Consider the following 24,749-nt stretch of genomic DNA (forward strand, 5'->3'; position numbering starts at 1 on the left):
AGGATACAACAAATGTCGCGGCGATTCCAAAATGCCGGCGATGCAGGGGAAACGCAGGGGAAATTTTGTCAAATCTGCAATCAGGTTTGCAGGTAAGGGTTCGGAAAACCCAGTGTGGCCAGGATATCGATTTCCAGTGCTTCCATTTCTTCCGCTTCCTCGTCGGATTCGTGGTCGTAGCCCTGTGCATGCAGCATGCCGTGCACGACGAGATGGGCGGCATGCGCTGCCAGCGGCTTGTCCTGCTCCGTGGCTTCGCGTTCCAGCACGTCGGTACAGAAGATGATGTCGGCCTGCACGTCGCCCAGACTCTCTTCTGCGTCTTCCGAATAGGCGAAAGTCAGCACGTTGGTGGCGTAATCCTTGCCGCGGTAGTTGCGGTTCAGCGTGCGTCCTTCGTCGGCATCGACGAAGCGCAATGTGATTTGCGCCGGCGCCAGCAGCGCAGCCTTGACCCATTGCCGCAGCAGCGGGCGTGTCAGCACATCCTGCAGGCGCTTGTCCGGATACTGGATCGACAGGGAAAGCTTATTGGTCATGCCCGGTTTTCCTGCTGCGCGCCGTTGATCTGGCCGGAGATCTTGCGGCCGGTTTGGCCGCGGCCGCATAGGCATCGACGATGCGCGCCACCAGCGGATGGCGCACGACGTCGGAACTGTTGAAGTGCGTGAATGCCAGGCCGCGCACCTTGCCGAGCACATCCGTTGCCTCGACCAGTCCGCTCTTCTGGTGATGCTGCAAATCGATCTGCGTGATGTCGCCGGTAATCACCGCCTTGCTGCCGAAGCCGATACGTGTCAGGAACATCTTCATCTGTTCCGGCGTCGTGTTCTGCGCTTCGTCGAGGATGACGAAGGCATGGTTCAGCGTGCGGCCACGCATATAGGCCAGCGGTGCGATTTCGATCGCCTGCTTCTCGAACATCTTCTGCGTGCGATCGAAACCGAGCAGGTCGTACAGCGCGTCGTACAGCGGCCGCAGATAGGGATCGATCTTCTGGTTCAGATCGCCGGGCAGAAAGCCGAGGCGCTCGCCGGCTTCGACCGCCGGGCGCGTCAGCACGATGCGTTTGACCGCATCACGCTCCAGCGCATCGACGGCGCAGGCGACAGCCAGATAGGTCTTGCCGGTACCGGCCGGGCCGATGCCGAAGGTGATGTCGTGATCCATGATCGCCTTCAGGTACTGCACCTGATGCGGCGTGCGGCCGCGCAGATCGTGGCGGCGCGTCTTCAGGATCGGCGATTCGATCGCGGCCTGCTTGTCTTCTTCGGTACTGTTCTTCGGCAGATCGTGATCGGCCATGTCGGCGCGCTGCTCGACCAGTGCCAGCTGGATTTCCTCAAGCGGAATCGCGCGATTGGCTTCCTTGTAGAAGTGGTCGAGCACGGTGACGGCGCGTTCGGCATTGCTGCCGCTGACAATGAATTTTTCGCCGCGGCGAAAGATCGTGACGTCGAGCGCGGCGGAAATCTGCCGCAGGTTTTCGTCCATCGGCCCGCACAGATGGGCGAGCCGCTTGTTGTCCAGCGGCTCGGGAACGAAATACGACGGTTGGACGGCGTTCTTTTTCAATTGATTTTGTGGGTGTGTTTGATTGCGTGTAATTGCGTGTGGTTGCGTTGAATGACGTCAGACGTTTTCGGTGACGACGATCTCGCCACGCAACGTGTAGCCGTGCGATTGCGTGATCGTGACGTCGACCATCCGGCCGATCAGCCTATCCGCATGCGGACCACCGGTGAAATTGACGACACGGTTGTTCTCGGTGCGACCCTGCAGATCTCCGTCTTCCTTCTTCGATGCGCTTTCGACCAGGATGCGCTGCACCGTGCCGACCATTTCTTCGCTGTAACGACGCGTATTGGCATCGATCACCGCTTGCAGCCGTTGCAGGCGCGCCAGTTTCACTTCATACGGCGTGTCGTCTTCCAGATTCGCTGCCGGCGTGCCGGGGCGCGGGCTGAAGATGAAGCTGAAGCTGTTGTCATAGCCGACGTCGGTAATCAGTTTCATCATGCCCTCGAAATCGGCATCGGTTTCGCCGGGGAAACCGATGATGAAATCGGACGAGATCGCGATGTCCGGGCGCACCGCGCGCAGGCGGCGGATCACCGACTTGTATTCGAGCGAGGTGTAGCCGCGCTTCATCGCTGCAAGGATGCGATCGGCGCCGTGCTGTGCCGGCAGATACAGGTGGTTCACCAGCTTTGGCACCTTGGCATAGGTATCGATCAGGCGCTGCGTGAATTCCTTCGGATGGCTGGTGACGAAACGAATGCGTTCGATGCCTTTGAACTCGGCGATGTATTCGATCAGCAAGGCGAAGTCGGCGATCTCGCCATCTTCCATTCTGCCGCGATAGGCGTTGACGTTCTGCCCCAGCAACGTGATTTCCTTGACGCCCTGTGCTTCGAGACCGGCGACTTCGGCCAGCACGTCGTCGAAGCGGCGCGAGACTTCCTCGCCGCGCGTGTACGGCACCACGCAGTAGCTGCAATACTTGCTGCAGCCTTCCATGATCGAAACGAAGGCAGTCGGGCCTTCGACGCGGGCCGGCGGCAGGTGATCGAACTTCTCGATTTCGGGAAAGCTGATATCGACCTGCGAGCGGCCGGTCGAACGGCGCTGCTTCAGCATGTCCGGCAGGCGGTGCAACGTCTGCGGGCCGAACACCAGATCGACATACGGTGCGCGCTTGACGATCGCTTCGCCTTCCTGCGACGCGACGCAGCCGCCGACGCCGATCACCAGATCCGGATTGCTGCGCTTGAGTTCGCGCAGACGGCCGAGGTCGGAAAACACTTTTTCCTGCGCCTTCTCGCGCACCGAGCAGGTGTTGAGCAGGATGACGTCCGCGTCCTCGGGCCGGTCGGTTTTGACGAGTCCGTCGGAAGCGTTGAGCACGTCGGCCATCTTGTCCGAGTCGTACTCGTTCATCTGGCAGCCGAACGTCTTGATGAATACTTTTTTCTGCATGAATCGTTGCTTGCGTGGTTACTGCGGGGTTTGCTGCCCGTTACTGTGCGTCCTGCGCATCGGTTCCGGAGGAGACCGGTGCCGGCAGCGGCTTCGGCGCGGGCTTCTCGGGGATGCGCTTGATTTCGTCCGGCGTCAGTATCCAGACCCGATTGATGTCGCCGGTATTGTCTTCCGTGTACAGCACGGGAATTTCTTCACCGCGCAGCGATGCCGGCATCTCGATCAGGTTGTCCTGGTTCCAGATGCGTGCGCCGGCCGACAGCGTGCGCGACTTGTCATTGATGACGATCTGCGGATAGTTGGCCGGCGTCATGACGCCGCGCTTGGCATTTTCCGGGAACGGCCGCTCGAACGCATGTGCCTGCCACGCGGTAGCGGCGAGAACGCAACTGATCAGGAGACGAAATATCCGCATGGTTGGATCCATTCTGCTAGGTGAATGACGATCGGGATGAAAGGGAACGGGAGTGCTCCAGCCGCTGCGCGATTGCGTTGCGCCCGGCATGACATGTCGGCAATGGTTGCGCGAAAGTGTTGGCCGCATCATACCACGGCGGGTAGTCCGGCGACGGCGCTGTGGCATCCTGCCGACGGTGGCTGTGACGGCTGAATGACATGCAAAAAACGATAGCGGACCATGCATATTTTGCGTCCGAATCCCGGCTGCGGGAACGTAAGCTATGCCGTCGTTGCCGTTCCGCCAGCGGCGGATAATGCACGCTTGTGGCACTTTCAAGCCACTTTCGCTACGTACAGAAATAGAAACAGAAAGAGAATCCGCATGCCAGCACAGAAAATCGTTTTCCTCGATCGCGCCAGCATCGATGCACAAGTTCGCCGTCCTGCATTTGCGCATGACTGGAGCGAGCATGGCGCCACCGAAGCTGCCGATGCCGCCACGCGTCTGGCCGGCGCAACGATCGCCATTACAAACAAGGTGCCGTTGCGCGCCGCCGATCTGGAGCACCTGCCCGACCTGAAGATGATCGCCGTCGCTGCTACCGGCACCAATGTGGTCGATCTCGAAGCCTGTCGCGAACGTGGCATCGTCGTTTCCAATATCCGCAACTATGCGGGTGCGGCCGTGCCGGAACACACGTTTGCGCTGATGCTGGCACTGCGCCGCAATCTGCGCGCGTACTCGGACGACGTCGCCGCCGGTCGCTGGGAAAAGGCCAATACCTTCTGCCTGCTCGATCATCCGATTCACGATCTATCCGGCAGCCGTCTCGGCATCGTCGGCTTCGGCGAACTGGGGCGTTCGGTGGCGCGGCTGGGTCTGGCGTTCGGCATGGATGTGCGTGCCTTCAACCGTTCGCCGTTCGAGGACGCGCACGTGAAGCCCGCCACGCTGGACGAACTCATCGAAACGTCGGACATCCTTTCGTTGCATCTGCCACTGAGCGATGCGACGCGCAACATGATCGGCCGCGCCGAATTGAACCGGATGAAGCCGAATGCGCTGCTGATCAACACCGCGCGCGGCGGCCTGGTCGACGAGGTGGCACTGGCCGAGGCATTGACGGCGGGCCGCATCGCGGGCGCAGGCTTTGACGTGTTGTCGGTCGAGCCGCCCAAGCCGGACAATCCGCTGCTGAAATTGCGTTTGCCGAACTTCATCCTGACGCCGCATACCGCATGGGCCAGCCAGCAGGCAATGCAGACGCTGGCCGATCAACTGATCGACAACGTGGAAGCCTTCGTCGCAGGTAAACCGCGCAACGTCGTTGTGTGATGGCGCGATGTGACAGCGCTTCGTGACGGCCGGATTGCGCCTGATGAGCACTTCACGGACATGCAAAGTGCAGTGTCACGAAGTATCATACGAAGACGCCGTTCAGGCTTATTTCATCAAGAGGGAAAAATCACATGGCAACGAAGAACACCAAGAAAGTCGCAAAGATTGACATCGGCATTTCGGAACGCGATCGCGCCAGGATCGCCGAAGGATTGTCCGCCCTGCTGGCCGACAGCTACACGCTGTACCTGATGACGCACAACTTTCACTGGAACGTCACCGGCCCGATGTTTACCAGCCTGCACGCGCTGTTCCTCGAGCAGTACACCGAACAATGGAATGCGCTGGACCAGATCGCAGAACGCATCCGCGCCCTCGGTTATCCGTCGCCGGGCACCTATGCCGAATTCGGCAAACGCGCCTCGATCAAGGAAGTCGCCGGCGTGCCGAAAGCGATGGACATGGTGCGCCATCTGGTCAACGCGCAGGAATCGACGGCACGCACCGGCCGCGCATTGTTCGATCTGGTCGAAAAGGCAAATGATCAACCGACGGCCGATCTGCTGACACAACGCCTGGATGTGCACGAAAAGGCAGCGTGGATGCTGCGCAGCATTCTGGAAGAGTAATTGGAAAGAAGGATCTGGCCCTTGTGCCCGGTCTGCAGAAACAATCCGCAAAAACAAAACCCCGCACAACTTTCGTTGATGCGGGGTTTTTCATTCTGGTGGTGATAGGTGGACTTGAACCACCGACCCCAGCATTATGAGTGCTGTGCTCTAACCAACTGAGCTATATCACCAGTAGAGCCCGAAATTATGGCGTTTCTGCCGATGGCTGTCAAGATCGACATTGGCGTGAAACATTGCCGGTCTGGCAAAATCCGGCCGCCTTCGATCAATGCTCGGGATTCCCGGTAAAACGTGCGATTTCCCGCAGTACCTGGGCCGGCGCATCGGGTGCCAGGCAATCGACGACGTGCCGTTCCGGCATCGAACGCAGCCAGGTGATCTGGCGCTTGGCAAGCTGGCGGGTGGCGGCAATACCTTTTTCACGCAGTTCCGCCAGTCCGTAAAGGCCGTCCAGATATTCCCAGGTCTGACGGTAGCCGACGCAGCGCATGGACGGCAGGCCGGGATGCAGGTTGCCGCGGGCGCGCAGTGTCTTTACTTCTTCAATCAATCCACCGTCTTTCAGCATCGCGTCGAAGCGAGTGGCGATGCGGGCATGCAGTACGCTGCGATCGCCCGGTTCGAGTGCGATCGGCAGCAGCGTGAACGGTAAGGTGCTTTTCGGTGCTTTTTCCAGCAGCGACGACATCGGTTGGCCGGTCAGCAGCCAGATTTCCAGTGCGCGCTGGATGCGTTGCGAATCGTTCGGTTTCAGGCGTGCGGCGGTGACCGGATCGATTCCCGCCAGTCGCGCATGCAGCGCCGGTGTGCCCAGCTCCGCTTCCTCTGCATCGAGTTGCGCGCGGATGGCGGCGTCGGCTTGCGGCAGGTCGTCGAGGCCGTCCTTCAATCCCTTGAAGTACAGCATCGTGCCGCCGACCAGCAGCGGCAGTTTGCCACGTGCGCTTATCTCGCCGACCAGACGGATTGCATCGTTGCGAAATTGCATGACCGAATAAGATTCGGTCGGATCGAGGATGTCGATCAGATGATGCGGCACGCTGGCGAGTTCTGCGCGGCTGGGTTTGGCGGTGCCGATATCCATGCCACGATAGACCAGGGCGGAATCGACGGAGATGATTTCGGACGGGATGCGCGCGGCGATCTCCAGCGCGGCGGCGGTCTTGCCGGACGCGGTGGGGCCCATGATGGCGACGGCCAGCGATGCGGCAGGAGCGGTCATGCGAGCGATGCTTACTGTCCGCGCAGGAACAGCTTGTCCAGATCGGACAGTGCGAGCTGCACCCAGGTCGGCCGGCCGTGATTGCACTGGTCGGCGCGTTCGGTGGCTTCCATCTGGCGCAGCAGCGCGTTCATTTCCGGCACGGTCAGCGTGCGATTGGCGCGCACGGCGGTGTGGCAGGCAAGTGTGCCCAGCAATTCGTTGCGGCGCTCGACCAGCACGCGCGAGCCGCCGAATTCGCGCACGTCGCGCAATACGTCGCGCGCCAGCGATTGCGCGTCGGCATTCTTCAGCAGCGCAGGAATGGCGCGTACCGCCAGCGTGGTCGGCGACATCACGGCGATGTCGAAACCGAGCGATTGCAGCACGTCGCGGTTTTCGTCGGCGGTGCCGACCTCGACGCCGTCTGCGTGGAAGGTGACGGGAATCAGCAGCGGCTGCACCTGGACCGCATCGGTATCCAGTGCGTTCTTCAGTTGTTCGTACAGGATGCGTTCGTGGGCAGCGTGCATGTCGACCAATGCCAGCCCCTTCCTGTTTTGCGCCAGCACGAAGACGCCGTGCAATTGGGCCAGCGCGAAGCCGAGCGGGAATTCCTCATCCTGCGGCATTGCCGGTGCAGAGGCTGTCGGCAGCGGAGCAGCCAGGCCGGATGCGATGGAAGCGTTCGCAGCACCGTCGGCAAATAATGCGCCGTAGTTTTCCGTCGTTTGCGCGATACCGAAGCTGTTGCCGAATGGCGTACCTGGCTGTGCGCCGAACTGTGCGCCAAGTGTGCCAAATGACGTCTGCTGCTGTTCGCGCAGCCATGGCAACGCGCTGCTCGATGCCGGCGTCGGCGAGGGCGCGGCGCCGTGCGCGGTGGCCGAGGTTTGCGCCAGCGTGCGCGTGACGGCGTGGAACACGAACTGGTGCACGGCGCGGCTGTCGCGGAAGCGCACCTCGATCTTCGACGGATGCACGTTGACGTCGACCAGCGCCGGATCGAGTTCCAGCGAAATCACGTAGGACGGATAGCGATCGCCGTGCAGCACGTCTTCATAGGCGGCGCGTACGGCGTGCATCAACAGCTTGTCGCGCACGAAGCGGCCGTTGACGTAGAAGTATTGTCCGTCGGCGCGCGCTTTCGACGCGGTCGGCAGGCCGATGAAGCCGTTCAGTTTCAACGGGCCGGCTGCCGCTTCGATCGGCAGGCGCGCGCCGGAGAATTCGTTGCCGAGGATTTGCGCGCTGCGCTTGGCGATGTCGTTGACGGTCCAGTGATCGACGGTCTTGCCGTTGTGCGACAGCGAAAACGAAACGTCCGGGCGCGACAGTGCGACGCGGCGCACGACTTCTGCGCAATGGCCGAACTCGGTCTGTTCCGTCTTCAGGAACTTGCGGCGTGCCGGCGTGTTGAAGTAGAGGTCCAGCACGTCGATGGTGGTGCCGGGTGCGCCGGACGAGGGCGCGACGGTGCTGGCGTGCGAGCCGCTGATTTCCCACGCATGCGCGGCATCGGCGGTGCGCGAGGTCAGCGTCAGCTGCGCGACCGAAGCGATCGAGGCCAGCGCCTCGCCGCGAAAGCCCAGTGTGCCGACGTTTTCCAGCTCGGCCAGCGAGGCGATCTTGGAGGTGGCATGTCGCGCCAGTGCCAGCGGCATCTGGTCCGGAGGAATGCCGCGGCCGTTGTCGGTAATGCAGATGCGCTTGACGCCACCCTGTTCGAGCTTGACGGTGATTTGCGTGGCGCCGGCATCCAGCGCGTTTTCCAGCAGTTCCTTGACGACGGCGGAAGGGCGTTCGACGACCTCGCCGGCGGCGATCTGCGAAATCAGTTGATCGGACAGTTGCCGGATCGGGCGTGGCGATGCCGATTCGGTTGCGGGCAGGGAATCATGTGCGGATTGCATGGTCGGATTATACCGTCGCGTTTGCCGTCTTTGCCGTTGGAGGGCGATGCCATGCGCAGGCGATGCAGCGCCGGAAGCCGCGCCGGTGCTGGTGTATGATGCTGCGGCCAACAAGGAGAGTTATGGATTTCATGCAGTTCATCGACATGATTTTGCATGTCGACAAGTATCTGGGGATGTTCATCGCGCAGTACGGTTCGATGATTTATCTGGTGTTGTTCGCGATCGTCTTTTGCGAAACCGGCCTGGTGGTGTTTCCCTTCCTGCCCGGCGACACCTTGCTGTTCATCGCCGGTGCCTTCTGCGCATCCGGCAGCATGCATGCCGGCCTGTTGCTCGCGCTGCTGATCGTGGCGGCGGTGGCGGGTAATTCGGTCAATTACTGGATCGGCCACCTGATCGGCGAAAAAGTCTATACGCACGAATACCGCTGGCTGGATCGCCACGCATTGCAGCGTACGCACGGTTTCTATGAAAAGCACGGCGGCAAGACGCTGGTGTTGGCGCGCTTCGTGCCGGTGGTGCGTACTTTCGCGCCTTTCGTTGCCGGTATTTCGCGCATGACGTTCGCCAAATTCCAGTTGTTCAATTGCACCGGCGCGGTGCTGTGGGTTGGCCTGCTGGTGGCGGGCGGCTATCTGTTCGGCAACATTCCGTTCATTCGCGATCATCTGAATGCGATCGTGCTGATCGGCGTGGCCGCGGCGGCGGTGCCGGTGATGCTGGGCGCGCTATGGAAGGTGGGGCAGAGGCTGGCGAAGCGCGGCTAAAGTAAAGCTAATCACGCACGGTTGAGGTTGATGGCACCGGTTATTGCGGTGAAACAATTTGCCGTAGCGCTGAATTCGTTTCCCACATGCGAGCGTCGCTTTTTCCGACTTCCTGATCTTTCGGAATTGCCTAGTATCGGTTATCAGGATTCAGGAGACCGGACATGGAACAAGACAGGAAACCGCCATCCAGCGCAGGCCAGACTCTGCAACGCCAGACGATGGGTCACTCCGAAGTGACGCACAGGCCGAAACCGCAGCCGCGATCGCGCGCAAGCGAAGGCGCCGACAAGGGCGACTGGGGCGATCGTGAGCCCATGCCCGGAATCGGTAACGCGTCGACGGGAACGAAATAGGCAGGTGTCAATGCGGCCGATCTGGATCGGCCGCATTGTCGACCGGCGTTACAGCATGCGGCTTTTCGCCAGCGGCGGATTGGCCGCGAAATACTTCTTGATGCCGTTGGTGATCGCATCCGCCATGCGATCCTGATAGGCATCGTCATTCAGACGCGCCTCTTCGGAAGGATTGGAGATGAAGGCCGTCTCGATCAGGATGCTCGGAATATCCGGTGCCTTCAGCACCGCGAAGCCGGCCTGTTCCACTGAACCTTTGTGCAGGCGGTTAATGCCGCCGATTTCCGTCAGCACCGCCTTGCCGAGCTTCATGCTGTCGTTGATTTGCGCGGTCGTCGACAGATCCAGCAGCACGCTGGCGAGCTGCTTGTCATGATGCTTGATGTTGGCGCCGCCGATCAGGTCGGCTGCGTTTTCCTTATTTGCCAGCCAGCGCGCCGTCGTCGAACTGGCGCCTTTTTCCGAAAGTACGAAAACCGATGAACCGTTTGCCGTCGGTTTCACGAAGGCGTCCGCATGGATGGAAACGAACAGATCGGCCTGCACCTTGCGCGCCTTCTGCACGCGTCTGCCGAGCGGCACGAAATAATCGCCGTCGCGCGTCAGCATCACGCGCATGTTCGGCTGCTGTTCGAGCTTGCCTTTCAAGCGTTTGGCGATCTGCAGCACCACATTCTTTTCGTAGCTGCCGCGTCGTCCGATGGCGCCGGGATCTTCGCCGCCATGGCCGGGATCGAGCGCGATCGTCAGCATGCGCGTGACTTGCGGCGGCCGTTCCGATTTCGGTTGGGCATAAGGCGGATCGGCCTGTGCCACGGCCGGCGGCATCTCGGTGGGCGGTTCATCGCCTATCGACCACTGGCCTTTTTCGATCAGCGCGGCAATGGGGTCGGGCGGGTTGACCGGATACAGGTCGAACACCAGCCGGTGCTGGTATTCGCCGATCGGTTTCAGCGTGAAGACTTGCGGATCGACTTCTTCCTTCAGGTCGAACACCAGCCGCACCACGTTGGGCTTGTTCTGGCCGACGCGGATCTGCTTGATATAGGGATCGTTGGACTGGACCTTGGCGACCAGGCTTTTCAGCGTCGGGTTCAGATCGACGCCTTCGATGTCGACCACCAGACGTTCCGGATTCTTGATGATGAAGTGGCGGGTCTTGAGGACCGAATCGTTTTCCAGCGTGACGCGCGTGTAGTCGTCGGCGGGCCAGACACGCACCGCGAGTATCTGCGCAGCGCGTGCCGTGATGGGAGTCAGCAGGGAAATCAGCAGCGTACCGCCGGCTTTCAGAAGTGTGCGGCGTCGTTTGCCGTTCACAGGTTTGGAGCGAAGTTCAGTCGATTCAGACATGCAGCACCTTGATCGGACAACGCTTGCAATTCTACATCACGCCCTTCGCCGGCGACGGTGAGTGCGATGCGGATGTCGGGCGGCGGCAACACGCCGTCGGCTTTTTCGGGCCATTCGACGATGCAGATGTTGCGGTCGTTGAAGTGGTCGCGAAAGCCTGCATCGAGAAATTCCTCGGCGCCTGCCATCCGGTACAGATCGAAATGAATGACATGCAGCGTGCGGCCGTCGACGTCGATGGCATACGGCTCGGCCAGCGTGTAGGTCGGGCTTTTCACATGGCCGTCATGGCCGAGCGCATGCAGCATCGCGCGCGTCAGTGCCGTCTTGCCGGCGCCGAGATCGCCGTGCAGGTGGATCGTCAGGCCGGGCGTGATCGCGCGTGCGAGCGCAGCGCCCAGCGCCAGCGTGCCGGCTTCCTCATGCAGATGAGCGGTCAGGTGAGAAGGCATGAATGTCATTCGTCAGTAACGAGCGTCAGGATTGCACGCATGTTGCGCGTATGTGATGCGCGCATTGTGCAGAAGTTCCGTCTGGAAATAAATCGGTAATGTATCGGGAGTTGATGCGTGAGAGATCAATGCGCGGGCGTTCAATGCAGCAGCGCCAGCCACAGTGGCAGCGTCGCCATCGACATCAGCGTGCCGATCGAAATCAGGAAGGCGACGAAAGCGCCGTTGCCGCCCATGCGCACGGCCAGCACGTAGCAGCTCGATGCGGTAGGCAGCGCGGCGAACAGCACGACCAGCTGCAGGTGTGCCGGCGACAGTCCCATCCATGCTCCCAATCCCCAGGCAATGGCGGGCATCGCGAACAGTTTCACCGCGAGGAACCACGCAGCCAGTCCCTTGGCGGCATGCAGCCCGGCCAGCCGCAACCCGGCGCCGACCATGATCAGGCCCAGCGCCAGCGATGCATTGCCCAACCGTGACAGAAAAGCACCCGCCAGTTCCGGCAGCTTCCAGCCGAGCAAATTGAACGCGATGCCGGACAGCGTGGCCAGCAGCAGCGGATTCTTGATCAGTTCCAGCGGCAGGCCGCGCTTGTCCTTGACCAGCGCATGCACCGCGCCGAGATTGGTCAGCGGCACGACGAACCCGATGATGACGCCCATCAGCGACGATGCTTCCGCGCCAAGGCGGCCAGCAATCGCCAGCGCAATGTATGAGTTGAAACGGAAGGCCGTCTGTACGCCCGATTCGAACACCATCGGTCCGGCAGCAAACAGCGGCTTGCCGAGCCAGCCGAGCAGGATGCCGCTGATGCACGACAGGATGGCGATCTGCAGAACCTGTCCGGCGGCGGCGAAATCGATGGGCGCGCGTGCTGTCGAATAGAACAGCAGTGCAGGGAACAGCACGTAGTAAATCAGTTTTTCCGCGCCGGTCCAGAATTCCGCGCCCCAGTTGGTGATGCGCAGCAGGATCGCGCCGAGCAGAATCAGCAGGAAGTCGGGCAGCAGGAGGTTGACGATGTGCATGCAGGAGGCCGGCTATTTCAGCAGCCGCGCCAGTTCGACCGCCGTCTTGACGTTCATCTTGTCGAAGATGTGCGCGCGATGCACTTCCACCGTGCGCATGCTGATGCCCAGCTTGTCGGCGATGACCTTGTTCATCTTGCCTTCCAGGATCAGGTCCAGCACTTCGCGTTCGCGCGTGGACAGCGCTGCCAGCCGCGTGTGAATCGCGGCGCTGGCCGAGGCCTGCTCGGAAGCCAGCAGCGCTTCCTGCACGCGATCCATCAGTTTGTTGTCGTTGAACGGCTTCTCGAAAAAATCGAAGGCGCCGCGTTTCAAGGCGTCGACCGCCATCGGCACGTCGCCGTGGCCGGTCAGGAAGATGATGGGCAGCACCTGCGTCTGGCCGCGCGCGGCCAGCAGGTCGAACAGCGCGATGCCGCTCAGGTCCGGCATGCGTACGTCGAGCAGCACGCACTGGCCCTGCGCGCCGGGGCGCTGGTTGTCCAGTGCGGTGAGAAAGGTCTTGCCGCTGTCATAGGCGGTGGCGGCGATGCCGCGCGACTTGGCGAGCCACAGCAGCGAATCGCGGATTACTTCTTCGTCATCAATGATGTGCAGCATGAAATGTCCTGTCGTCCTCGGCCGCGGCATTGGGCGGGCGATATTGGCAAAGCATCATGTCGCCATGCGATTGCCGTCTGTGGCGCAATTGTCCGGTTGAATGCCTTATTTTGCAACGTCGCCGGGGGCTGTCGGCAACGAAAAACGGAAGATCGTGCCGCCGCCCGGGTTGTCTGCGTGCGTCAGCGTGCCGCCGTGGAATTCGATCGCGGTACGGCAGATGGATAGACCCATGCCCATGCCGTCGGCCTTGGTCGAGAAGAACGGCGAGTACAGTCGTTCCGCCACTTCCGGCGGAATGCCGTGGCCATGATCGCTGATGGCGACACCGACATACGGCGGCACGCCCTGATCGGCGGTGGCGACGATGCGCAGGATGCGCTTGTCCGGCGGCGTGGTCTGCATCGATTCGATCGCGTTGCGCGTCAGGTTCAACAGCACCTGTTCCAGCAGCACGCGATCGGCCAGCACCGGCGGCAGGTCGGCCGGGATGTTGGTGCGGACGGTGACGAAATATTTCTGTGCCTGCAACTCGACCAGCGGCATCACGCTGCCGACCAGCTCGGTGATCGTGATCGCGGTACGCATCGGCTCGCGTTTCTTCACGAAGGTGTGCACGCTGCGGATGATCTGGCCGGCGCGCTGCGCCTGTGCATTGGCGTTCTGCAGCGCGTGTTCCAGCATGCCGACGTCGGGCGTGTGTTCGACGGCGCGGTCGCGCTCGATCATGTTCAGCGCGCCAGTGGTGTAGCTGGAAATCGCCGCCAGCGGCTGGTTCAGCTCGTGCGCCAGCGTGGAGGCGATCTCGCCCATCGTTGCCAGGCGGGCGCTGGCCTGCAGTTTTTCTTCCTGCTGGCGGTTGAGGTTCTCGATGCGCTTGCGGTCCGAAATGTCGAGGATGGAGCCCATCCAGCCGGTCTGGCGGCCGCTGTCGTCGACCAGCGGCGATTCGAAGATCAGTACCGGGATGCGGTTGCCGTCGGCATGCATGAAGATGGTCTCGAAACCTTGTTGCGAAGCGGTACCGGCTGTCACCTGCGAGAAGTGCTGGTGATATTCGGCAACGGCTTCCGGTGCCCAGTACGACATCGGCGGCAGGCGGCCGACGATGGCTTCGGCCGGCATGCCGACCATTGCGCAGAAGGCTGGATTGACGTAGGTGACGCGACCGTCGAGATCGCGCGCGCGCAGGCCGGTGATCAGCGAGTTTTCCATCGCGCTGCGGAAGGCAATTTGTTCGCGCAATGCCGTTTCGGCGGCGAGGCGGCGGTTGATGTCGCGCCACAGCGCGATCAGGCTCCAGATCAGGCCGAGCGACAGCAGAATGACGATGTCGACCAGCAGGCTGGGCAGCAGCTTGGGTGCGCTCTTGATGCTGTTGGTTGTCAGCTGCAGCGACACGCCGGCCAGGTTCAGCGTGCGGCGGTGCGTGTAGAAGCCGCGTCCGGCACCGCCGGAGGCGCGCTTGTGGATCACGTTGCCGTTGGTGTCGGTCAGTGCGATTTCGTTGTCCTGCGCGAACCACCAGGGCACGATGTCGTCCAGGATGCTGGAGGCGAGATAGCTGACGATCAGGCTGCCGATGTAGCGGTTCTGCACGAACAGCGGTACGTGGTAGTCGAGCATTACGGGGCCGGTGATGTCCGGTGCCGGCTGGCTGTAGAGCGGCGTGCGCGTGACGCGCGCGCGTTCGTCGGCCAGTTTGGAGGGCGGTGACAATTCCTGGTAGGAGATCAGTGTCTCGTCGGTCGAACCCAGCAGCCGACCCTGTGCATCGAGGTGGATGATGCGGTGGATTTCGTGATTGTTGCGGATCAGGTTTTCCATCCGCTCCTGCAGGCGTGCGCCGCGCAGGTAGCCGGCGGCGACTTCGGCACCCATCAGTTTCAGGCTTTCCTCGTTGCGCTGCAGCTGGAAGCGGATCGTCTGCTCCACCCACAGCGAATCGGCGATCAGCTGTTCCTGGCGTTCGGCCGTTTCCTGTTGTTTTTCGTGCAGCGGCAGCCAGATCAGCGTGGTGACGAACAGCAGCGAAATGAACAGCGGCAGCAGCCATCGCCAGGCCAGTTTGCGGCTGGGGGAAATGATACCGGCAGGGCGAGGTTGATTTGCTATCATAAACGGTCAATGCACCCGGAGCTGACGAGGAGACGACGGCATGCGGATCGGGCGCGGATGCTGCGCGAAATAATATCGCGCGAAGACTGCAATACGCCGAAAATACACTGAAAATACCGACGGTTCGTGGATGTCGGCGTGTGGTTATCCACACTTGCCGGCAATCGGGCGACTGCGCATAGTATCAATAAAAATCACAATGAGAGATTCTCCCGTTGGTGCAATGAAAACAGTAATGAAATTGCCTGCGCTGCTGCTCGGGCTGGCCTTGTCGCTTGCCGCGGCAACGAGCTTTGCGCAAACGACGATTGTCATTGGCTTCAGCCATACCGACAGGATCGAATCCGCCAAGGGCCGTGCCGCGCAACGCTTCAAGGAACTGGCCGAGCAAGCCAGTCGCCACCGGCTGCGTGTGGATGTCTATCCGAACGGCCATCTGTACAAGGAATCCGACGAACTGGAAGCGCTGCAACTGGGTGCAGTGCAGATGATTGCGCCGCCCATCGTCAAGCTGACGCAGTCCGGTGTTCGCGAATTCGAAGTATTCGATCTGCCATATCTGTTTACCGACGATGCGTCGGTTGCGCGCGTGACTGAAGGACCGGTCGGCCGCAATCTGCTGAACAAGCTCGAAGGCAAAGGCATGGTCGGGCTCAGCTACTGGAACAGCGGCTTCAAGGTCATGTCCGCCAACAAACCGCTGAAGACGCCGGAAGACTTCAAGGGATTGCGCATGCGCATTCATTCGTCGCCGACGCTGGATGCGCAGATGGAAGCGCTGGGCGCGGTGCCGCGCCTGCTGGATGCCGGCGAAGTCTACCTGGCATTGCAGGCTGGCCTGATCGACGGCACCGAGAGCACGCCTTCTTCCTTCGTCGAGCGCAAGCTCTATGACGTGCAGAGCAATCTGACGCTGTCCAATCACGGCTATCAGGGGAGCGCGGTCGTCGTCAACAAGAAGTTCTGGGACGGACTGCCGGCCGATCTGCGCGGCATTATCAGCAATGCGATGCGCGAAGCGACTGTCTACGCGAATCAGCTTGCCGCACAGGAAAATGCTGCTGCCATCGCCTGGCTGAAGAAAAACAAGAAAGTCCGCATCCGCACACTGAACGACAAGGAAGCCGCTGCCTGGCACAAGGCGCTGCAGCCGGTGCGTGCCGATTTGGCGAGCCGTATCGGCCGTTCGACCGTGATGAGCGTCGTGTCGGAAGCAGCCAAGTAGCGGACCCGACGACCGCTGATCCCGCAATCTCGCGGCATTTTCGTCGAATTCTTTTGCAAAACAGGAAACATCTCGCCACCGCAAGGTGATTGTTGCGGTGCGCGGGGTAAATGGTTTAGGCTAGTCCCGCAAGTTTGGTGAAAGGTTTGCTGCCTACAATGCGGTACCCTGCGAAACCAGAACGATATCCGTGTCGCATCGTCGATGCGCAAACGGAAGGGCTAGAGTTGAGAGAGCGATTCGATTCATCCAACAATAACCATTAGAGCGGAGACACCCCCATGAAAAAAACTTTCCTCAAGACCGTGGCCTGCCTGGCACTGTGCGCCAGCGCATTCGCCCATGCGGAAAACTATCCAAGCAAGACCATTACGATGATCGTGCCGTTCTCCGCTGGCGGCCCCACCGATACCGTGGCGCGTCTGGTTGCGCAATCGATGAGTACCTCGCTGAAGCAAACCGTCATCGTCGAGAACGTCGGCGGCGCCGGCGGCACCATCGGCGCGGCACGCGTGGCCAAGGCGGCACCGGACGGCTACACGATCTTCCTGCACCACATCGGCATGTCGACCGCACCGACGCTGTATCGCAAGCTGAGCTATAACGCGATCACCGATTTCGAACCGATCGGCCTGGTCACCGATGTGCCGATGACCTTCATCGCGCGCAGCAACTTCCCGGCCAAGGACTTCAAGGAACTGCTGGCATACGTCAAGGCCAACAAGGACAAGGTCACCTATGCGAATGCCGGCGTCGGTTCCGCTTCGCACCTGTGCGGCATGCTGTTCATGACGGCCATCGATACCGAACTGACGACCGTGCCGTACAAGGGAACGGGTCCGGCGATGAACGATCTGCTCGGCGGCCAGGTTGATTTCATGTGCGACCAGACCACGAACACCACCAGCCAGATCAAGAGCGGCAAGGTCAAGGCCTATGCCGTGACGACGAAGAAACGCGTACCGTCGCTGCCGGAACTGCCGACGATGAGCGAAGCCGGCCTGCCGGGTTTCGAGATCGCCGTCTGGCATGGCCTGTATGCACCGAAAGGCACGCCGAAACAGGCAATCGATTCGCTCGCAACGGCACTGCAAACTGCGTTGAAGGATGCGACGGTCAAGCAGCGTTTTGCCGATCTGGGTACGGAGCCGGTGGCGCAGGATCAGGCAACGCCTGAAGCGCTGCGCGCGCATCTGAAATCCGAAATCGCGAAATGGGCGCCGATCATCAAGAAGGCAGGCGTCTACGCCGACTGAGGATTCGCCGAGTTCGTCAACAATGCCGAGCTGCAGATATGCAGGCTCGGCATTTTAGTAATCTGCGATTATCTGCATCATCGATTCGATCTGGTCGGACAGCTTCCGTCGGCAAGGCAGGTCGGATATAACGGGCACCAAGAGGGAGAAGCGATTTGCCATCATTCATTCGACATCCAAAGGATTTCTGGACCGGCGTCATATTCATGATTGTCGGCCTGGCAGCTGTCATCATCGGTCGCGATTATCCGATGGGAACGGCAGGCAGAATGGGACCGGCCTATTTCCCGACGGTACTCGGCGGCCTGCTGGCCCTGATTGGCCTGGCCGCAATCGTGCGGTCGTTCTTCCGCGAAGCGGAGGATGAGATCGGTAAATTCGCCATCAAGGAAACGATTCTGATTCTGACCGGCGTGATCCTGTTTGCCTTTCTGATTCGCGGCGCAGGCATGGTGGTATCGGTGATCGCAATCGTGCTGGTCAGTGCGCTGGCGAGCACCAAATTCCAATGGAAGGGCGGGATCGCACTGGCTGTCGGACTGTCCATCTTCGCGATCCTGGTTTTCGTCAAATTGCTCGGCCTGCCGATCCCAATCTTCGGCCCGTGGTTCGGCGAGTGATCCAACGACCAGACAGATCTTAAGGAAGAGGCAAGAACATGGAATTATTCTCTAATCTGGCATTGGGTTTCGACACGGCATTCACCGCGACGAACATGATGTATTGTCTGATCGGCGTCTTTCTCGGCACGGCAGTCGGCGTTCTCCCCGGACTCGGTCCGACCGCGACGATTGCGATGCTGCTGCCGGCTACGTTTACGCTGCCGCCGATTTCGGCGCTGATCATGCTGGCCGGTATTTATTACGGCGCGCAATACGGCGGATCGACGACGGCGATCCTAGTCAATCTGCCTGGCGAATCGTCGTCCGTGGTGACGGCGATCGACGGTTACCAGATGGCGCGCCAGGGGCACGCGGGCAAGGCGCTGGCGACTGCCGCCATTGCCTCGTTTTGCGCAGGCACGGTCGCGACGATCCTGCTTGCACTGTTTGCGCCGCCGCTAGCCGATATGGCATTGAAGTTCGGTCCCGCAGAATATTTCTCGCTGATGGTGCTGGGTCTGGTCGCCTCCGTCGTGCTGGCCAGCGGTTCGCTGCTGAATGCCATTGGCATGGTGCTGCTGGGCCTGCTGCTTGGCCTGATCGGCTCCGACGTCAACTCCGGCGCGCAACGTTATACCTTCGACATCCCTGAACTGGCCGACGGCATCAACTTCGTCATCGTTGCGATGGGCATGTTCGGTATCGGTGAAATCATCCGCAACCTGGAGCATGAAGAAACGCGCTCGCTGGTGATGAAGAAAGTGTCGGGCCTGATGCTCAACAAGGAAGATTTCAAACGCGTCGCCGCACCGATCTTCCGCGGCACCTGGCTGGGTGCCGCACTCGGCATCCTGCCGGGCGGCGGCGCGATGCTGGCGTCGTTCTCCGCCTATTCGATCGAGAAGAAAGTCTCGAAAAATTCAAAGGAGTTTGGCAAGGGCGCAATCGAAGGCGTGGCTGCGCCGGAAGCGGCAAACAACGCCGGCGCACAAACTTCGTTCATCCCGATGCTGACGCTTGGTATTCCGTCGAACCCGGTGATGGCGCTGATGATCGGCGCGATGATCATTCAGGGCATTCAGCCGGGACCGGCCGTGATGACGGAACAACCGACGCTGTTCTGGGGATTGATCGCATCGATGTGGATCGGTAATTTCTTCCTCGTCGTGCTGAATCTGCCGATGATCGGACTGTGGGTGCGCATGATCATGGTGCCGTATCACTACCTGTTTCCGGCCATCCTGATGTTCTGCGCGATCGGTGTTTTCAGTCTGAACAACAGTGATTTTGACGTTTATTTAATGGCTTTATTCGGTTTGTTCGGTTATATTTGCGCAAAACTTGATGCCGAACCCGCACCGATGCTGCTGGGTTTCATCATCGGGCCCATGATGGAAGAGTACCTGCGTCGAGCACTTCTGCTGTCGCACAGCGATCCGCTGGTATTCGTTCAACGCCCGATCAGTGCGGTCATGCTGGGTATGGCCGTTCTCGCACTTGCCGTGGTTCTGCTGCCGGCGCTGCGCAAAAAACGAGAGGAAGCATTCAAAGAAGAATAAAGGCCGGTGCGTCATCCGCTGTTGAGACGGATGTCAGTACCACAGGGCCGAGGAGACATGCGTTTCAAAGAAGTTGTTGTGGAGCGATCCATCAAACAGCCGGGACGCAGAGAATTTGGGGGTGCATCGCAAGATGCGCCCTTTTTATTTTTGCGTTTCCGAAACGGAGGCATTCCGGCGCATCTCCGCATGTCTCCGTTATCCGGCGTTTTGTCTTATCCTGTGTATTCCGTCATTCCATTTTCGATTCGTCATGCGCAACTCCGGCATCGATCATCTGTTTTCCGCCATCGTTGAAACATCGTTCGGCGCAGTCGGTATTCGCACCGAAGACAAGCGCGTGCGCGAGTTGGTCTATCTGCCCGCCACCTTCAACGAGAAAGCGCCGACCGATGCCATCGCCGAACGCACGGTGCAACAGATCGAACGCTATCTCGACGATGCCGATTTCCGCTTCGACCTGCCGCTGGCGACAGTCGGCACCGCCTTTCAGCAAAAGGTGTGGCAAGCGATCTCAAGCATTCCGCGCGGCAGCGTGTTGACCTATGGCGACATCGCACGTCACATCCGCACCGCACCGCGCGCAGTCGGGCAGGCGTGCGGCGCGAACTGGTTTCCCATCGTGATTCCCTGCCATCGCGTGACGGCGACCGGCGGGCTGGGTGGATTCGGCAATACCGATGACGAAGCCGGATTCCATCTCGGCGTCAAACGCTGGCTGCTCGCGCACGAAAAAGTCGAAGGCTACCAGCGATGAGTCGTGCTGCTGCGACACCAAAAGTGGTATCGCCAAAGGTGTCAGCATCATCGGGTCATGCTGAGATCGACGAATTCTGCGACACGCTGTGGCTGGAAGACGGCCTGTCGAAGAACACGCTGGATGCGTATCGACGCGATCTGAAACTGTTCGCCAACTGGCTGCAGGCCGAACGTGGCAAGACCTTGCTGGCCGTGCTGCCGGATGATCTGAACGCCTACTTCTTCGCCAAACATGCAATGACAAAGGCGACGACATCGAATCGCCGCCTCTCCGTCTTGAAGCGCTTCTATCAACTCGCGCTGCGCCAGAACCGCATCGCTGTCGACCCCTGCCTGAAACTGCATTCCGCCAAGCAGCCGCCCCGCATTCCGAAGACCTTGTCCGAAGCACAGGTCGAAGCCTTGCTCGCCGCCCCTGATCTCGGCACACCGCTCGGCCTGCGCGATCGCACGATGCTGGAACTGATGTACGCCAGCGGTCTGCGTGTATCCGAACTGGTGCTGCTGAAATCGGTGGAAGTCGGTATGAACGAAGGCGTGCTGCGCGTCACCGGCAAGGGCAGCAAGACGCGGCTGGTGCCATTCGGCGAAGAAGCGCGCACGTGGATCGAACGCTACCTGAAGGAAGCACGCCCGGCGATCTTGAACGGACAGATAGCCGACGCGCTGTTCGTCACCGCACGCGGCGGCCCGATGACGCGGCAGATGTTCTGGACGCTGATCAAGAAATACGCTGTGACGGGCGGCATCCATGCGCCGCTGTCGCCGCACACCTTGCGGCATGCGTTTGCGACGCACCTGCTGAATCACGGTGCCGATTTGCGCGTCGTGCAGTTACTGCTGGGGCATGCGGATATTTCGACGACGCAGATTTATACACATGTGGCGCGGGAGAGGTTGAAGCAGCTGCACCGGCAGCACCACCCGCGGGGATGATTAAGAGAGCTTGTTGTTAGTCGAATATCGACGGCGAATCCGGCAGGCCAAAGGGTAGGGTGCTAGGAGTAGAAAACAGTAAGAGCAATTATCCCCGCCGCCAATAGAACAAGAACGACTATTTCACCAATACGCTGAGCGTGCTTTGGTTCTAAGCGAAAAGTACGGCCGATGATTGAGCCCGCTACATAGGCGGTTGCTTCTCCGATTGCGTAAATAATTGCATCGACATATGCGAACCTCTAACGTTTGAATTCAGCAACGCGGTTATGCCTGAATAAAATTTCTCATCGCTTGTATAGAGTCGGCAAGTTCCCGGGCTGTGAAGCGTACGTTATGACTGTTTTCTGGGTGATGAATTTGATGCCTGATGTACTCAGTAAGCACAATTTGGCGTTGCTCCGTAGAGCTATCCTTACGAAGTTGTATATATGCCCTGAGAGGTTTCCCATTCCTATACTCTTCTAAGCGCCCCTCCGCTTCTATATGCCCGTAGAGCTCATTGTGATACTCATAAGTAGCCTCGCCAAATGCAGAGAAATTCACTTCGTTCAAACTTGGGTATGGGAGTTCGCTTTGCTGAACCTTGGAAATTCTGTTCGCCGCCTCTCCCGTTAATAGCAGGATATTCTCGAACTTGAGTCGCTTGACGATCTCTGGACTATGGGTTGTAAGGAAAACCTGAGTATTTTCAGCTTCAGACAATGCAATGAGCGCATCCGTTAACCCACGCTGATGATCAGGATGTTGGGAAGTTTCGGGCTCTTCAATGGCATAGACGACGCTCGGGAGATTTGACTCGCTCTGCCTTCTTTCTGCCTCTGCACGGAAAAAGCTAATGAGCACCAAGCGTTTAACTCCACTTCCTCTTTTGTTTATGGGAATATCATCATCTCCTGAGATTGAGACACTCTTAAAAACATCTGCCCATTTAAGACTGGTCGCGTCGGGGATTTGCGGATCGAGTGATTTCGCAATTGCCGGATTCAACTCATGCAGCTTAGTAAGCGTTCTATTCGCCACAGCTTCGAGTCGAGCTTTTACTGTTTCGGCAATCCCCTTTAAATTTTCCTGAATTGTGGTGTCTTCAAGAATTTCCTTGACTGCAATTTTCATTGGATCCTGCACTTCATCGTCAGAATCCGCGTTCTTCCTATCGGACTGAAACAACGTGTATAGCGGCATGTATGTCTTCAGCTGTTCCCAAATGTTCTTGCTATCAAGTTTAGCAATTTCAATTTCATAGTCTTCTAGCTGGAGATCGGCCTGTCCTTTCCAAATTGCTTTCCTAAGCTCGGCGCTCTTAGTTTTGTCCGGGCATTCTAGGCCTTGGTCTTCGAGGATTTTTCTCAGATCGAGAATCTTCTTAAGTAGAAGATCCTTGCATTCCGGATTCACTGGATGGCTGGCCTTAATAAAAACCTTTTCCTTTCCAGCTCCTGGATATCGTTTGAGGATCCGCAAAGTTCCTTCAGCTGATAATAGGTACTCATCCGCAAGTGTCGTTTCATTCGTCGCATCAATTAAGATTCTTTGCGGAAGATTGGTGAATTCAACCTCAATTTCGATGCAATCATCTTCATTTGCCAGACACTTTTTATTGATGTCGTCCTTGTCGAGTTTGACGCACCCTTTCCCCTCATTAAAAAAGATGTCTAGTGCCTCGAGTAGGGTCGACTTCCCAATATCGTTCCGGCCGACAAGGGCGCATAGATTGTCGATTTCAACACGTACCGGATTTTCATATCCACGGAAACGGTTAACGCTTACTGATTTAATTTTCATGATTTCCTTAACATCCGTAGATGAAAATATTTCCAGCCCGCATTGTATGGGTGTCGATTCTCGGCATTGATCCCATGAATATGGCATGTCGTGAAAATTAACAATCCTGCATGGCATGTCGATCGAAAACTGAGTGAAAAGGACGGTTCTAGTTATAGCTTGCGGCATAATGTCCCCCTTTTTCAGCCCTAGAAGCATCCGCACCATGGCCAAAAAGGACCACGTCTCCGAAACACCTGCCACGCAATGGCTGCGCAAGCACGGCGTCACATTCAGCGAGCATCCTTATGATTACGAAGAGCACGGCGGCACATCGGTGTCGTCGCGTGAGCTCGGTGTGGACGAGCATGCCGTTGTGAAAACCCTGATCATGCAGGACGAGAAGGCGCAGCCGCTGGTGGTGCTGATGCATGGCGACTGCAAGGTCTCGACGAAGAATCTGGCGCGGCAGATCGGGTGCAAGTCGGTAGAGCCGTGCAAGCCGGAAGTGGCGAACCGTCATTCCGGTTATCTGATCGGCGGCACGTCGCCGTTCGGTACGCGCAAGACGATGCCGGTTTATGTGGAAGAGAGCATCCTGTCGCTGGAGCGTATCTACATCAACGGCGGGCGGCGCGGCTTTCTGGTCGGTATAGAACCGGTTGTGCTGTCGGGCGAGCTGGGCGCGAAGCCGGTGCAGTGTGCGCTGGCGGAATAGTCTGCGAAAATAATTAACAGAATAATGAGGTGCGGTGCTTTATAGTGAGCGCCGCTCCGGCTGCGATGGCGGCCATCCGTTGAGAAAATAATTATGAATACTGCGTTGTTTGTTGCTGCGGCGTATCTGATCGGGTCGATCTCGTTCGCGGTCATCGTCAGCAAGTTGCTGGGGCTGGCCGATCCGCGCAGCTACGGCTCGAAGAATCCGGGCGCGACGAATGTGCTGCGCAGCGGCAGCAAGAAGGCGGCGATCCTGACCTTGCTGGGCGATTGCCTGAAGGGCGTGGTGGCGGTGCTGCTGGCGAAATGCCTGGGGCCGCAATACGGCGTGGCCGAGAACGGTATCGCGCTAGTGGCGCTGGCGGTGTTCGTCGGCCATCTGTGGCCGGTGTTCTTCCGCTTCAAGGGAGGCAAGGGTGTGGCGACGGCGCTCGGTGTGCTGCTGGCGATCAACGGTTGGCTCGGTCTGGCGACGCTGGCGACCTGGCTGATCATTGCGTATGCATTCCGCTATTCGTCGCTGGCGGCATTGGTGGCGGCGGTGTTTGCACCGTTCTTCTATTGCCTGATGTTCGGCACCGACGGCATGCTGCTGGCGATCGTGGCGATGAGTGCGCTGCTGATTTATCGTCACGCGAAGAACATCGGCAATCTGCTGGCGGGCAAGGAGAGCCGCCTCGGTAGCAAGGGCAGCAAGAAGAAATAAATGCGGTAGCGAATCGCAATAAAAAAATCCGGCTTCGTGCCGGATTTTTTATTGTGTGATTGCTGCATTGATTTGCATC

The 24,749-nt window shown here is 59.3% G+C and carries 24 protein-coding genes and 1 tRNA gene; 12 read left to right on the plus strand and 13 right to left on the minus strand.

All coding sequences use genetic code 11. From position 1 onward, the window contains the following. Positions 1–80: 80 nt before the first annotated feature. Genes ybeY through IEV40_RS13660 form a run of 4 tightly spaced genes read right to left on the minus strand, consistent with a single transcriptional unit; the run spans position 81 to position 3,397 of the window. Complete coding sequence (gene ybeY / locus IEV40_RS13645) at positions 81–539, minus strand: rRNA maturation RNase YbeY (protein ID WP_188422630.1); 459 nt, start codon at positions 537–539, stop codon at positions 81–83. Continuing rightward, entirely contained in the window at positions 529–1,575 is a 1,047-nt protein-coding gene (locus IEV40_RS13650) for a PhoH family protein (RefSeq protein ID WP_188422631.1), read from the minus strand. The genes ybeY and IEV40_RS13650 overlap by 11 nt, the downstream gene beginning before the upstream one ends. 57 nt (positions 1,576–1,632) lie before the next feature. Continuing rightward, the gene (miaB, locus tag IEV40_RS13655) at positions 1,633–2,979 is read right to left on the minus strand and encodes a tRNA (N6-isopentenyl adenosine(37)-C2)-methylthiotransferase MiaB (protein ID WP_188422632.1); all 1,347 of its coding nucleotides are present in this window, start codon (positions 2,977–2,979) and stop codon (positions 1,633–1,635) included. A gap of 40 nt (positions 2,980–3,019) precedes the next feature. Further along, complete coding sequence (locus IEV40_RS13660) at positions 3,020–3,397, minus strand: hypothetical protein (RefSeq protein ID WP_188422633.1); 378 nt, start codon at positions 3,395–3,397, stop codon at positions 3,020–3,022. Positions 3,398–3,763: 366 nt separating this feature from the next. Between IEV40_RS13660 and IEV40_RS13665 the strand changes: the two genes are divergently transcribed. Next, positions 3,764–4,717, plus strand: coding sequence for a D-2-hydroxyacid dehydrogenase (locus IEV40_RS13665; protein ID WP_188422634.1), 954 nt, complete (start codon positions 3,764–3,766; stop codon positions 4,715–4,717). 134 nt (positions 4,718–4,851) lie between these two features. After that, positions 4,852–5,349: a Dps family protein gene (locus IEV40_RS13670; protein WP_188422635.1), complete on the plus strand. Its 498-nt coding sequence runs from the start codon at positions 4,852–4,854 to the stop codon at positions 5,347–5,349. 96 nt (positions 5,350–5,445) lie between these two features. Here IEV40_RS13670 and IEV40_RS13675 read toward each other — a convergent pair. The 3 genes from IEV40_RS13675 to mutL all read right to left on the minus strand — a co-directional run bounded on the left by IEV40_RS13675 (position 5,446) and on the right by mutL (position 8,466). Next, a tRNA-Met gene (locus tag IEV40_RS13675) sits at positions 5,446–5,522 on the minus strand. A gap of 95 nt (positions 5,523–5,617) precedes the next feature. After that, positions 5,618–6,574, minus strand: a complete 957-nt coding sequence (gene miaA, locus IEV40_RS13680; RefSeq protein WP_188422636.1) for a tRNA (adenosine(37)-N6)-dimethylallyltransferase MiaA — start codon at positions 6,572–6,574, stop codon at positions 5,618–5,620. An 11-nt stretch (positions 6,575–6,585) separates the two neighbouring features. Beyond that, a complete protein-coding gene (mutL, locus tag IEV40_RS13685; RefSeq protein ID WP_188422637.1) occupies positions 6,586–8,466 on the minus strand; it encodes a DNA mismatch repair endonuclease MutL in 1,881 nt (626 codons plus the stop codon). A gap of 122 nt (positions 8,467–8,588) precedes the next feature. Here mutL and IEV40_RS13690 point away from each other — a divergent pair, with 122 nt between their 5' ends. Beyond that, the gene (locus IEV40_RS13690; protein WP_188422638.1) at positions 8,589–9,236 is read left to right on the plus strand and encodes a VTT domain-containing protein; all 648 of its coding nucleotides are present in this window, start codon (positions 8,589–8,591) and stop codon (positions 9,234–9,236) included. 164 nt (positions 9,237–9,400) lie between these two features. Beyond that, entirely contained in the window at positions 9,401–9,592 is a 192-nt protein-coding gene (locus IEV40_RS13695; RefSeq protein ID WP_188422639.1) for a hypothetical protein, read from the plus strand. Between the two features lie 48 nt (positions 9,593–9,640). Here the strand turns inward: IEV40_RS13695 and IEV40_RS13700 are convergent, their stop codons facing one another. From IEV40_RS13700 to IEV40_RS13720, 5 genes are all read right to left on the minus strand, one after another. Then, complete coding sequence (locus IEV40_RS13700) at positions 9,641–10,945, minus strand: N-acetylmuramoyl-L-alanine amidase (RefSeq protein WP_188422640.1); 1,305 nt, start codon at positions 10,943–10,945, stop codon at positions 9,641–9,643. After that, entirely contained in the window at positions 10,909–11,397 is a 489-nt protein-coding gene (gene tsaE / locus IEV40_RS13705) for a tRNA (adenosine(37)-N6)-threonylcarbamoyltransferase complex ATPase subunit type 1 TsaE (protein WP_188422641.1), read from the minus strand. The genes IEV40_RS13700 and tsaE overlap by 37 nt, the downstream gene beginning before the upstream one ends. A 140-nt stretch (positions 11,398–11,537) precedes the next feature. Then, entirely contained in the window at positions 11,538–12,425 is an 888-nt protein-coding gene (locus tag IEV40_RS13710; protein ID WP_188422642.1) for an AEC family transporter, read from the minus strand. Positions 12,426–12,437: 12 nt separating this feature from the next. Further along, a complete protein-coding gene (locus tag IEV40_RS13715) occupies positions 12,438–13,025 on the minus strand; it encodes a response regulator transcription factor (RefSeq protein WP_188422643.1) in 588 nt (195 codons plus the stop codon). 105 nt (positions 13,026–13,130) lie between these two features. Continuing rightward, complete coding sequence (locus tag IEV40_RS13720; RefSeq protein WP_188422644.1) at positions 13,131–15,143, minus strand: sensor histidine kinase; 2,013 nt, start codon at positions 15,141–15,143, stop codon at positions 13,131–13,133. Between the two features lie 235 nt (positions 15,144–15,378). Between IEV40_RS13720 and IEV40_RS13725 the strand changes: the two genes are divergently transcribed. The 6 genes from IEV40_RS13725 (at position 15,379) to xerD (ending at position 21,480) form a co-directional block, all read left to right on the plus strand. Then, positions 15,379–16,368, plus strand: coding sequence for a DctP family TRAP transporter solute-binding subunit (locus IEV40_RS13725; RefSeq protein ID WP_188422645.1), 990 nt, complete (start codon positions 15,379–15,381; stop codon positions 16,366–16,368). 281 nt (positions 16,369–16,649) lie between these two features. Beyond that, the gene (locus IEV40_RS13730) at positions 16,650–17,624 is read left to right on the plus strand and encodes a tripartite tricarboxylate transporter substrate binding protein BugD (RefSeq protein ID WP_188422646.1); all 975 of its coding nucleotides are present in this window, start codon (positions 16,650–16,652) and stop codon (positions 17,622–17,624) included. 155 nt (positions 17,625–17,779) lie between these two features. Beyond that, the gene (locus IEV40_RS13735; RefSeq protein WP_188422647.1) at positions 17,780–18,244 is read left to right on the plus strand and encodes a tripartite tricarboxylate transporter TctB family protein; all 465 of its coding nucleotides are present in this window, start codon (positions 17,780–17,782) and stop codon (positions 18,242–18,244) included. A gap of 38 nt (positions 18,245–18,282) precedes the next feature. Next, a complete protein-coding gene (locus IEV40_RS13740) occupies positions 18,283–19,785 on the plus strand; it encodes a tripartite tricarboxylate transporter permease (RefSeq protein ID WP_188422648.1) in 1,503 nt (500 codons plus the stop codon). Between the two features lie 253 nt (positions 19,786–20,038). After that, entirely contained in the window at positions 20,039–20,542 is a 504-nt protein-coding gene (locus IEV40_RS13745; RefSeq protein ID WP_188422649.1) for a methylated-DNA--[protein]-cysteine S-methyltransferase, read from the plus strand. Then, positions 20,539–21,480, plus strand: coding sequence for a site-specific tyrosine recombinase XerD (gene xerD, locus IEV40_RS13750; RefSeq protein WP_188422650.1), 942 nt, complete (start codon positions 20,539–20,541; stop codon positions 21,478–21,480). Before IEV40_RS13745 ends, xerD begins: the two co-directional genes overlap by 4 nt. A 267-nt stretch (positions 21,481–21,747) precedes the next feature. On the opposite strand, the gene IEV40_RS13755 is transcribed toward xerD, so the two are convergent. Continuing rightward, complete coding sequence (locus tag IEV40_RS13755) at positions 21,748–23,265, minus strand: AAA family ATPase (protein ID WP_188422651.1); 1,518 nt, start codon at positions 23,263–23,265, stop codon at positions 21,748–21,750. A 205-nt stretch (positions 23,266–23,470) separates the two neighbouring features. On the opposite strand from IEV40_RS13755, the gene ybaK reads away from it, so the two are divergent. Together ybaK and plsY are read left to right on the plus strand one after the other, a co-directional pair. Beyond that, positions 23,471–23,962 (plus strand): Cys-tRNA(Pro) deacylase, encoded by a 492-nt coding sequence (gene ybaK / locus IEV40_RS13760; protein ID WP_188422652.1) that lies wholly within the window; start codon positions 23,471–23,473, stop codon positions 23,960–23,962. Positions 23,963–24,055: 93 nt separating this feature from the next. Beyond that, positions 24,056–24,670 carry a glycerol-3-phosphate 1-O-acyltransferase PlsY gene (gene plsY, locus IEV40_RS13765; protein WP_188422653.1) on the plus strand — a complete coding sequence of 205 codons (615 nt, stop codon included), beginning with the start codon at positions 24,056–24,058 and terminating at the stop codon, positions 24,668–24,670. Positions 24,671–24,749: the final 79 nt, after the last annotated feature.

The organism is Oxalicibacterium solurbis (genome assembly GCF_014635845.1).
GTDB classification, from domain to species: domain Bacteria; phylum Pseudomonadota; class Gammaproteobacteria; order Burkholderiales; family Burkholderiaceae_D; genus Oxalicibacterium; species Oxalicibacterium solurbis.

Bases quoted from the DNA above. Each gene is read 5' to 3' on its own strand.
- IEV40_RS13670 (WP_188422635.1), top strand. From the start codon at position 4,852: ATGGCAACGAAGAACACCAAGAAAGTCGCAAAGATTGACATCGGCATT.
- xerD (WP_188422650.1), top strand. From the start codon at position 20,539: ATGAGTCGTGCTGCTGCGACACCAAAAGTGGTATCGCCAAAGGTGTCA.
- tsaE (WP_188422641.1), bottom strand. From the start codon at position 11,397: ATGCCTTCTCACCTGACCGCTCATCTGCATGAGGAAGCCGGCACGCTG.
- IEV40_RS13740 (WP_188422648.1), top strand. From the start codon at position 18,283: ATGGAATTATTCTCTAATCTGGCATTGGGTTTCGACACGGCATTCACC.
- IEV40_RS13665 (WP_188422634.1), top strand. From the start codon at position 3,764: ATGCCAGCACAGAAAATCGTTTTCCTCGATCGCGCCAGCATCGATGCA.
- IEV40_RS13710 (WP_188422642.1), bottom strand. From the start codon at position 12,425: ATGCACATCGTCAACCTCCTGCTGCCCGACTTCCTGCTGATTCTGCTC.
- IEV40_RS13695 (WP_188422639.1), top strand. From the start codon at position 9,401: ATGGAACAAGACAGGAAACCGCCATCCAGCGCAGGCCAGACTCTGCAA.
- ybeY (WP_188422630.1), bottom strand. From the start codon at position 539: ATGACCAATAAGCTTTCCCTGTCGATCCAGTATCCGGACAAGCGCCTG.
- IEV40_RS13700 (WP_188422640.1), bottom strand. From the start codon at position 10,945: ATGTCTGAATCGACTGAACTTCGCTCCAAACCTGTGAACGGCAAACGA.
- IEV40_RS13660 (WP_188422633.1), bottom strand. From the start codon at position 3,397: ATGCGGATATTTCGTCTCCTGATCAGTTGCGTTCTCGCCGCTACCGCG.
- ybaK (WP_188422652.1), top strand. From the start codon at position 23,471: ATGGCCAAAAAGGACCACGTCTCCGAAACACCTGCCACGCAATGGCTG.
- IEV40_RS13755 (WP_188422651.1), bottom strand. From the start codon at position 23,265: ATGAAAATTAAATCAGTAAGCGTTAACCGTTTCCGTGGATATGAAAAT.
- IEV40_RS13720 (WP_188422644.1), bottom strand. From the start codon at position 15,143: ATGATAGCAAATCAACCTCGCCCTGCCGGTATCATTTCCCCCAGCCGC.
- IEV40_RS13715 (WP_188422643.1), bottom strand. From the start codon at position 13,025: ATGCTGCACATCATTGATGACGAAGAAGTAATCCGCGATTCGCTGCTG.
- IEV40_RS13690 (WP_188422638.1), top strand. From the start codon at position 8,589: ATGGATTTCATGCAGTTCATCGACATGATTTTGCATGTCGACAAGTAT.
- plsY (WP_188422653.1), top strand. From the start codon at position 24,056: ATGAATACTGCGTTGTTTGTTGCTGCGGCGTATCTGATCGGGTCGATC.
- IEV40_RS13725 (WP_188422645.1), top strand. From the start codon at position 15,379: ATGAAATTGCCTGCGCTGCTGCTCGGGCTGGCCTTGTCGCTTGCCGCG.
- IEV40_RS13730 (WP_188422646.1), top strand. From the start codon at position 16,650: ATGAAAAAAACTTTCCTCAAGACCGTGGCCTGCCTGGCACTGTGCGCC.
- miaB (WP_188422632.1), bottom strand. From the start codon at position 2,979: ATGCAGAAAAAAGTATTCATCAAGACGTTCGGCTGCCAGATGAACGAG.
- miaA (WP_188422636.1), bottom strand. From the start codon at position 6,574: ATGACCGCTCCTGCCGCATCGCTGGCCGTCGCCATCATGGGCCCCACC.
- IEV40_RS13745 (WP_188422649.1), top strand. From the start codon at position 20,039: ATGCGCAACTCCGGCATCGATCATCTGTTTTCCGCCATCGTTGAAACA.
- mutL (WP_188422637.1), bottom strand. From the start codon at position 8,466: ATGCAATCCGCACATGATTCCCTGCCCGCAACCGAATCGGCATCGCCA.